Source organism: Aeromonas sp. TW 6, from assembly GCF_013168745.1.
In the GTDB taxonomy this organism is placed as follows: Bacteria; Pseudomonadota; Gammaproteobacteria; order Enterobacterales; family Aeromonadaceae; genus Aeromonas; species Aeromonas caviae.
Genome location: NZ_JABERS010000045.1, coordinates 21115 through 29937, shown reverse-complemented (window position 1 = coordinate 29937; position 8823 = coordinate 21115). Strand labels below are relative to the sequence as shown.

At 62.0% G+C, this 8823-nt stretch carries 9 protein-coding genes; 4 read left to right on the top strand and 5 right to left on the bottom strand.

Annotated features, from left to right (window positions below; genetic code table 11):
* Positions 1–110: 110 nt before the first annotated feature.
* Positions 111–458: an N-acetyltransferase gene (locus HKD46_RS17670; protein WP_171865738.1), complete on the top strand. Its 348-nt coding sequence runs from the start codon at positions 111–113 to the stop codon at positions 456–458.
* A 395-nt stretch (positions 459–853) separates the two neighbouring features.
* Here the strand turns inward: HKD46_RS17670 and HKD46_RS17665 are convergent, their stop codons facing one another.
* A complete protein-coding gene (locus HKD46_RS17665; RefSeq protein ID WP_045522340.1) occupies positions 854–1252 on the bottom strand; it encodes a VOC family protein in 399 nt (132 codons plus the stop codon).
* Between the two features lie 75 nt (positions 1253–1327).
* Here HKD46_RS17665 and HKD46_RS17660 point away from each other — a divergent pair, with 75 nt between their 5' ends.
* A complete protein-coding gene (locus HKD46_RS17660; RefSeq protein WP_045522373.1) occupies positions 1328–2242 on the top strand; it encodes an AraC family transcriptional regulator in 915 nt (304 codons plus the stop codon).
* Between the two features lie 59 nt (positions 2243–2301).
* Here the strand turns inward: HKD46_RS17660 and HKD46_RS17655 are convergent, their stop codons facing one another.
* Entirely contained in the window at positions 2302–3543 is a 1242-nt protein-coding gene (locus HKD46_RS17655) for an ammonium transporter (protein ID WP_042864817.1), read from the bottom strand.
* 25 nt (positions 3544–3568) lie between these two features.
* A complete protein-coding gene (glnK, locus tag HKD46_RS17650) occupies positions 3569–3907 on the bottom strand; it encodes a P-II family nitrogen regulator (RefSeq protein ID WP_010675904.1) in 339 nt (112 codons plus the stop codon).
* A gap of 386 nt (positions 3908–4293) precedes the next feature.
* Between glnK and HKD46_RS17645 the strand changes: the two genes are divergently transcribed.
* Together HKD46_RS17645 and HKD46_RS17640 are read left to right on the top strand one after the other, a co-directional pair.
* On the top strand, positions 4294–5295 hold the full coding sequence (locus tag HKD46_RS17645; protein WP_039040121.1) for a sensor domain-containing diguanylate cyclase: 1002 nt from the start codon (positions 4294–4296) through the stop codon (positions 5293–5295).
* Positions 5296–5425: 130 nt separating this feature from the next.
* A complete protein-coding gene (locus HKD46_RS17640) occupies positions 5426–5839 on the top strand; it encodes a hypothetical protein (protein ID WP_010675902.1) in 414 nt (137 codons plus the stop codon).
* 62 nt (positions 5840–5901) lie between these two features.
* Here the strand turns inward: HKD46_RS17640 and HKD46_RS17635 are convergent, their stop codons facing one another.
* Positions 5902–7896 (bottom strand): methyl-accepting chemotaxis protein, encoded by a 1995-nt coding sequence (locus HKD46_RS17635; RefSeq protein WP_039040120.1) that lies wholly within the window; start codon positions 7894–7896, stop codon positions 5902–5904.
* Positions 7897–8380: 484 nt separating this feature from the next.
* The gene (locus HKD46_RS17630; protein WP_010675900.1) at positions 8381–8737 is read right to left on the bottom strand and encodes a hypothetical protein; all 357 of its coding nucleotides are present in this window, start codon (positions 8735–8737) and stop codon (positions 8381–8383) included.
* Between the last annotated feature and the right edge of the window lie 86 nt (positions 8738–8823).

Sequence of the window (8823 nt, the reverse complement as noted above, 5' to 3'; positions counted from 1 at the left end):
ACCTAAAATGAAAGAAGCCAATGCGGTCTTGTTGATGGATAAATTTATCTACTACCTGAAGCAACACCGCTTATATACCCGCACACTTGGAATTATTTGAGTCTCTAAAAATGAGGGGATCTCTGAGGGGGCAAGCGCAATGGTATTACCTGCATGTCTGGGTGGGTGAACAACTGGTGGGTCAGTTGGAATTTCGCAGCTTTTCCGATGAACCCGAGACGGGCTATGTTCAGCTGATCTATCTGTTTCCCGAGTATCGAGGCACCGGCCTGGCCGCAGAATTGCAGGCATATATCCGCCAGCAGTTGCTGGGGGCGGGCTGTAAATGGGCGTTGCTATCCGTTAGTCGTACCAATTTGCGGGCGCTGAACCATTATCGGCGTTCGGGCTGGACATTTTTGCGTTCCAATCCAAAACACGAAGAGACGGATTTTTATCGACTTGAACTGGCAAAATAATCTCGTATGTTGGGCTTCGCAGGCTCAGCACCAATCTACCCGTTACATAAGTTGTGGCTGAACGAAGCGAAGCCCAACGTTTACTGCATCATCTCTTTTTTCCTTCCCCTCATCCCCCACCCTTCTCCCGCAAGGGGAGAAGGGAGAAAATACGCCGTCCGATTACGCTTCGCTAATCGAACCTACGTGGCTGCCACCTCGATTATTTGACCCGTCCAGACAGGGGCAGCTTGGTTGCTCCTCCCCCTGCCAAGGGGGAGGCTGGGAGGGGGTCATGGCCCCATCCGTCAGCCGGCATGGCAAACCCCGGCCCTCCCCTTGCAAAGGGGAGGGGGCAAAGCAGATGGCTCACCGGCTGCTTGGCATAGTGGCATCACTCGAACCCTCCCCTTGGGTTAGATGGTCAACTCCAGCCGGTTGCCTTCGGGATCCAGGAAGGTGCTCTCGTAATAGCCGTCGCCGGTCCAGCGGGGGCCGTCCAGGTGTTTCACCTCGGCGCCCTTGAGCAGCTTGAGGCGGGCTGTCATCTGGTCCACCGCATCCACGCTGCCGAGGGAGAAGGCGAGATGGGCCAGCCCCTGCAACGGGTGCGGCAGATGGAGATCCGCCGGGAACAGGATGGGGGTGTGCATCAGCTCCAGGCTGGCGCCCCCTTCGAAACGCACGAAGTAGGAGCTGAACTGCTTGCTCGGATTGTGGTAGCGCTCATTGGCCTGCCCGCCAAACAGGGAGCAGTAGAATGCCTTGAGTGTCTCCAGGTCCTGCGCCCAGATGGCGACGTGATGGATATGCATGGCTGGTCTCCTGTGACTTGATGCCCTTGATGCTATGCTGGGGCCTGTCCCTTCGACATGGCTGAGCCCGTCCTGATGATGTCTGAAACTGCCAATCTTGAAGTCATTGACGTCTCCCTCGACTGCCGCGAGGAGATCTGTTGCGACAGCCTGCTGCCGGCCCTCGCACAGGAGCAGGTGTGGCTGGCGGGCTATTCCCGTCTCAAGACCCGTTATCGCATTTCCCGCCGCTTTGCCGATGTGCACTGTTTTCTGCTGACTCTGGGGGGCGAGGGGGAGGTGCAGGTGGGGGATCGCCGCGAGCGGTTGCAGGTCGGGGAGTGGGCCCTGATCCCGGCCGGGGAGCCGCTCTGCTACCAGCTTAGTGAGCAGTGGAGTGAGCAGCTTAATGAGACGTTGAACCAGCAGGTGAATAAGGGTGGTGAGTGGGAGCTGGTGTGGCTGCTGTTGCACAAGGATTCCCCCTGGGATGCCTTCGCCAGCCACCCCCGGCTCGGCTGTACCTCCCAGCAGGCCACCGTGCTGCGCACGATCGAGAACCTCTATGCGGAGCAGGAGCGCCATCAGGACCCGCTGCTCAGCGCGCTGCTGGTGGAGCAGCTCGGTTTCTACCTGCGCCGCCTGTTGCAAAAGGGAGAGGGACAGAGCCGCGGCGAGCGGCTGGCGCTGCGCCTCGAATTACTGCTCAAAGAGGCGCTGACCGAGCCTTGGGACATAGCCCGCATGGCCGGCGCCCTGCATTTCTCCGAGCGTCAGCTCCATCGACTCTGTCAGCAGCATTTCGCGCTGGCCCCCATGGCGCTGCTGCAACGGTTGCGGTTGCAGCGGGCGGCGCTCTTGCTGGCGAGCCGGGCCGACCCGGTGAAGCAGCTGGCCGAGCAGTGCGGCTTCAAGAACGAATACCACTTCTCCACCGCCTTCAAGCGCCAGCATGGGCTGGCGCCCAGTCACTATCGCCGGTTGCATCACCCCGCCTTCAAGGGGCGCTGAGGGCACCCAAAAAAACGGGGCCCGGGGTTTCCCCCGGGCCCCGCAAGCAGATGGCGTGCTTAGATGCTGGATTTGACGCTGACGAACTCGGGGTAGGCATCGATGCCGCACTCGTGGACATCCACACCCATCATCTCTTCCTCTTCGCTGACCCGCAGGCCCATGGTGGCCTTGAGCAGGCTCCAGACCACGAGGGAGACGACAAAGACCCAGCCGAAGATGGTGGCAGCACCCAGCAACTGGGCACCGAAGGTGGCGCTCGTGTTGGAGAAGGGCACCACCATCAGGCCGAACAGGCCGCAGACGCCGTGTACCGAGATGGCACCGACCGGATCATCGATCTTCAGGCGATCGAAGGCGACGATGGCGTAGACCACCAGGGCACCGGCCAGGGCGCCGATAAGGCTGGCGAACAGCGGGCTGGGGGAGGCCGGGTCGGCGGTGATGGCGACCAGACCGCCGAGGGCGCCGTTGAGGATCATGGTGAGATCCGCCTTGCCCCAGGTGAGCTTGCTGACCAGCAGGGCGCCGACCACACCGGCGGCCGCGGCGGCGTTGGTGTTGACGAACACGGTGCCGATGGCGGTGGCGTCAGCGGCGCTGGAGAGCGCCAGTTGGGAGCCACCGTTGAAGCCGAACCAGCCCATCCAGAGGATCAGGGTGCCCAGGGTCGCGAGTGGCAGGTTGGAGCCGGGGATGGGGTAGATCTCCCCTTGCTTGCCATATTTGCCGCGACGGGGGCCGAGCAGCAGCACGGCGGCCAGGGCAGCGGCAGCGCCCGCCATGTGGACGATGCCGGAGCCTGCGAAGTCGGAGAAGCCCGCCTCTTTCAGGAAGCCGCCGCCCCAGCTCCAGTAGCCTTCCACGGGGTAGATGAAGCCGGTCATCACCACGCAGAACAGCAGGAAGGACCAGAGCTTCATCCGCTCTGCCACCGCACCTGAGATGATGGAGGTGGCGGTGGCGACGAACACCACCTGGAAGAAGAAGTCGGAGTGCAGGGAGTGGCCCGCGTCGTCCGCCTGGCTGCCCATCAGGCTGCCAAAGCTCGGCAGCCAGCCGCCGGCGCTGTTGTCCACGTACATGATGTTGTAGCCGACCAGCAGGAACATGATGCAGGCGATGGCATAGAGCAGGATGTTCTTGGTCAGGATCTCGGTGGTGTTCTTGGCGCGGACCAGGCCGGCTTCGAGCATGGCGAACCCGGCGGCCATCCACATGACCAGCACGCCGGAGATCAGCAGGTAGAAGGTGTCGAGTGCATAGCGCAGCTCGCTGACGGATGTGATCAACTCTTCCATGTCGTATTCCTCAGTTCCAGTCGTATCAAAGGGCGTCTGCGTCGGTCTCGCCGGTGCGGATGCGCACGGCGGCCTGCAGGTCATAAACGAAGATCTTGCCGTCACCTATCTTGCCGGTGTGGGCGGCCTTGCTGATGGCTTCGATGATCTGCTCGACGTTGTCGGCCAGGGTGGCGATCTCCAGCTTTACCTTGGGCAGGAAATCCACCTGGTATTCGGCACCCCGGTACAGCTCGGTGTGCCCCTTCTGGCGGCCAAACCCCTTGACCTCGGAAACCGTCAGCCCCTCGACGCCGAGGTTGGCGATGGCTTCGCGCACGTCGTCGAGTTTGAACGGCTTGATGATGGCGGTGATTAATTTCATGCAATATCCCCAATCCTTGTGGTTCACCCAGATAAAGGCAAATATTGCGCCAGAAAAGTATTTTTCTTTTTATTCATACACTTGCTTATTAATCGCAGCCCTGGTCAGCGAGGCTTGCCCAATATGGGCAGGGCTGCGCCAAAGGTGTGCACCGCCGTGGTGCAATCTGGCCGGCAGAAGAACGGAAGGGAGCGTGACGGCGCGCAAGACTCGAAAGTGTGCGGGCTGCTACTGTTGTTCAACAAGAGGACAACCTGGCCGATAACCCGTCATGACGGGGTGTCGAGGCCAGTCGCCCCCTTGAAGGCTCGACCGGCAGGCCCGGTTTTCCCGCCAGGTCAACAAGCGGATCCGTGGCGCCGAGTAGCAGAACAAGGAAGGTTTTCATGCTGCATGACAATGAGATGACAAGGCTACCGGCCCTCGACGAGGCCGTGATGAGCGGCATGCTGGAGGTCGTGAGCGACGGTCTCTGGGACTGGAATGCCAACACCGGCTATGTCCATCGCTATCCCGGCTGGTATCAGATGCTGGGGTATGAGCCCCACTCCCTCGACAACACCGTCTTCACCTGGGAGAACCTGATCCACCCGGACGATCTGGCGCAGGTCATGGAGAGCTTCGATGCCTGTCTGAGCGGGCGGGCGGCAGACTACCGGGCCGAATACCGCTGCCGTTGCCGTAACGGTGACTACCTCTGGGTGGCGGATTGCGGCCGCATCGTCGCACGCAACCCGGACGGCAGTGTCGCCAGGATGGTGGGGGCACACCGCAACATCCACGCCCAGCGGGAACTCTACGCCAGGCTGGAGCTGCAAAACCGCACCCTGGAGCAGCAGGTGGCACAGCGTACCGCCGAACTGGAGCGGCTCAACCAGGCATTGCAGTTCCAGGTAGAGGAGAACCGCCGCCTGGCGGAGACGGATTCCCTGACCGGCGCGGCCAGCCGCTATCGGCTGGAGCAGGCGGTGCGGCTGGAGCATGAGCGCGCCAAGCGCTTCAAGGAGCCCTTTGCCGTGATCGCCATGGACGTGGACGACTTCAAGCAGATCAATGATCGCCATGGCCACGGGGTGGGGGACCAGACCCTGATCGATATCGTGCAGCTGACCCGGGGCTGCATCCGCGAGATCGATCTGCTGGCCCGCTGGGGGGGTGACGAGTTCATGCTGGTGCTTCCCAATACCCGGTTGCCCGACGCCCGGGTGGTGGCCGAAAAGCTGAGGCAGCGCCTGAGCCATGCCAGGGTCAAGGGGATCGAGCCCGTGACCTTGAGTTTCGGGCTGGTGGAGTCCGACCCCGACGAGCAGGTGTCCCACCTGATGGCACGGGTCGACAGGGCGCTCTACCGGGCCAAGCTGGCGGGCAAGGACCAGCTCAGCGGCTGACAAGGGCACTGGTCGGAGCCGCTACGGGGCTTTTCCCCCCCGAATACGGCTTGACCAAGGGATTTTCTTGACTCCAATTCATCCCGCTGATTTCATGCGCGCTCTTTTCATTCTTGCGAGATGTATCTTCATGAAAAAGTCCTTGCTGATTGCCCTGACCGCCCTGCCTCTGGTTGCCCACGCCGGCCTGATGGATTCCCTGACCGACACCGTGACCAGCAGCGTCACCAGCACCGCCAAAGAGATGGCTGGCAACGCCATGGACACCGCTTCCAACGAAGCGATCAAGAAGGCCCTGGACATCAAGGAAGGCGGCTCCAACAAGCAGGCCATCAAGGACAAGCTGGGCGCCCCGGCCAGCACCAAGACCGACGCCGGTCTGGAAGTGTGGACCTATGACCTGGACGCTCTGAACAAGGCCTCCCCGCTGCTGGCCGAGACCACCAAGTCCCTGCTGAAAGACTCCGAAGTGGCCCAGAAGAACGTGGTCATCAAGTTCGAAGGCGAGACCGTGAAGACCCTGAACCTGGCCAACAAGGCCTGAGTCCTGGCAAAGTGAATGAAAAAGGGGCCCGCGGGCCCCTTTTTGCTGCCTGGTGTTCAGGCTCACACCTTGAAGCGGTGTACCAGAGCCAGCAACTGGCGGTTGGACCCCAGCAGGGTGGCGGCGCTCTGCTCCGTGTTGCCGCCGTTCTCCACCAGGAGGTTCAGCATGTCGCGAATGCTCACCATGTTGCGGTTGATCTCCTCGGTCACCCGGCTCTGCTCCTCGGCAGCGGTGGCGATCTGGCTGCTGAGATCGTGGATCTGCACTACGGCGTCGGCCATGGTGTCGAGGCCGCCGGTGACCTGCCCCGTGGTGTCGGCCGCCGCCTGGCAACTGCGCTTGGTCTGCTCCATGGCGACCACTGCCTCGGCGACCCCCTGGGTGAGCCGTGACAACATGCTGCCCACTTCGGCGGTGCTGTTCTGGGTGCGTGCCGCGAGGGCACGCACCTCGTCGGCCACCACCGCGAAGCCCCGGCCCTGTTCACCGGCCCGGGCCGCCTCGATGGCGGCGTTGAGCGCCAGCAGGTTGGTCTGGGCGGCGATGCCGCCGATCACTCCGAGCACGCTGCCGATCTGCTGGGCATCTTCCTGCATCTCCAGCACCTTGGCGGCGGCGAGATCCACCTCGTCGATGAGGGCCACCACGCTGGCGGAGGCCGATCCCACCACCTTGCGGGAGCTGGCCGCCTGACCGTTGGCGGCCTCGGTGAAGCTGGCGGAGTCGTTGGCGTGGCGGGCAACGCTGTCGGCGGTGGAGCTGAGTTCGTTGAGGGCGGTGACGACCTGATCGGTTTCGCTGGCATGTTCCCCCAGGATCCGCCTGGCCTGCCCGGTCTGCTGATCGAGCTGGGCCAGCTCGCGGGTGATGAGGTCGGTGGCGGCGGTCACCTGCACCATCATCTGTTGCAGGAAGGCGATGAAGCGGTTGACCGACAGGGCGATGTTGTCCAGCTCGTCATGCCCTTTGACCTGGATGCGGGCGGTCAGATCGGCGTCGCCGGCGCTGAGGGCGTCGATGTTGAGCTTGAGGGTCTGCAGGCGGCTGCCAAGCTGGCTGATGGCCAGCACCATGAGCACGAACAGCAGCCCCGCCAGGGGGAGCTGGATGCTCGCCAGGGTGGCGAGCACATCCCGGCTGTCCTGGGTCAGGGTGCGGGTAGGCAGGGCGGCGGCCAGCAACCAGGGGGTCCCTTCGATGGCCTCCATCAGCAGGGTCTGTTCCTCACCCTGATCCTGGAAGGTGGTGCGCAGCTGCCCCTTGCTCGCATCCTGGCCCAGCAGGCCGCTGATGGCGAGGGCGAAGGGATAGTCGGCGTGGGCGGAGAGGTTGCCGAGCACCACATCCCCGGTCAGACGGGCGTTGCGGCTCAGGATCTTGCCGTCAGCCTCGATGATCATCACCTGACCGCCGATCTCCTGCTCTTTCTTGGCCACCAGGTCGTTGAAGAAGCCCAGGGTGACGTCTATGGTCGACACCCCGTAGAGGGCGCCATCCTGGTAGATCCCCATGGCGCAGTTGGTTCTCGGCTGCTGGCTCGCGCCATCCTTGTAGGCGGCGGCCCAGGCACAGACGCCACGGGGCGCCTGCTGGCCGGCCTTGTGCCAGGGCTGATCGAAATAGTTGGGCGCCTCTGCCGAGTTCCAGTAGGTGTTGGGAATGAGGGCGTTGGAGGCATCCCTGTGGAAGAAGGTACTGAACTTGGCGCGTCCCGCCTCCCGCTTGTCCGGCAGGGGCCAGATGCCGCCACCGAAGACCATGCCGTTGCCGTACTGGTCGATGAGGGCCGGGAGCTGGGCATCTATCTGCTCGCTCGGCAGTTGTGCCACCAGCTGGGTGATGCTGCGCGACTGGGTCTGTACCCCGTTGAGCTGGTCACGGATATCGGTCGCTATCTCGCCGACTCGCAGCGCCACGTTCTCCTCCCCCGCTTTTTGCAGGGCGGGGGTGATCCAGATCTGGATGCCGATCACCGTCAGGGCGCACACCAGCGCCATGAAGCCCAGAAAAACGGCGGTATAGCGCCCCTTGATTGTGCCCAGATTCCATCCCATAACGACTCCTGTCCACTGTGCCCGGGATCGTGCCCGCGTCTGTTGTGTGAGGGACCATTATGATTTATTTCGAAAGTGAAACGTTTGTTATCGCTCACATAACATGATGCGGCCAGGCAGGAAAAGGTGAAAAACTGGGGGTGGAGACAAAATAAGGGTGGCTTGCGCCACCCTGTCGTTTTTGCCGGTGTCGGGGCAGGGCCCCGCCGGATCACGGGTCTGCTTCGGCAAACCGCTTCATTACGTCGCCTTACTGGTTTGCTTCTGCGAACAGCTTGATCATCTCGACTTACTGGTCTGCTTCGGCAAACGGCTTCATTACTTCGATTTACTGGTTTGCTTCTGCGAACAGCTTGATCACCTCGACTTACTGGTCTGCTTCGGCAAACGGCTTCATTACGTCGATTTACTGGTTTGCTTCTGCGAACAGCTTGATCATCTCGACTTACTGGTCTGCTTCGGCAAACCGCTTCATTACGTCGATTTACTGGTTTGCTTCTGCGAACTGCTTCATCACCTCGGCGTGCTTGATCATGCCGTCGGCACGCAGACCAAGGTTCTTCACGAACTCCGCCTTCTTGGCCGGATCTTCAATCTTGTCGTAGCGCTGTTGCAGATGGGCCTGGATTTGTTCCGGGGTCATGTTCTTCATGCGGGCCATCTTGTCGTGGCGGCCGCCATGATGCTTGCCGCCCATCATGCCGGTACCGTCCATGGGGCAACCGGTCGCCGTGGCCTGGGTCGGTTGCGCGGTGGAGACCGCCTCGCTGGCGGCATAGGCGCCCAGCGGCAGGCCGAGGATCAGGGTGGCGGTCAGCAGGGTCTTGGTCAGCTTTTTCATGGGTAACTCCTGTCGGATGTGTACGGGTAGAGGCTCTTTCGCCTTGGTATCCAGTAAACACCGTGGAAGTGTCTGAAATTTGCCAG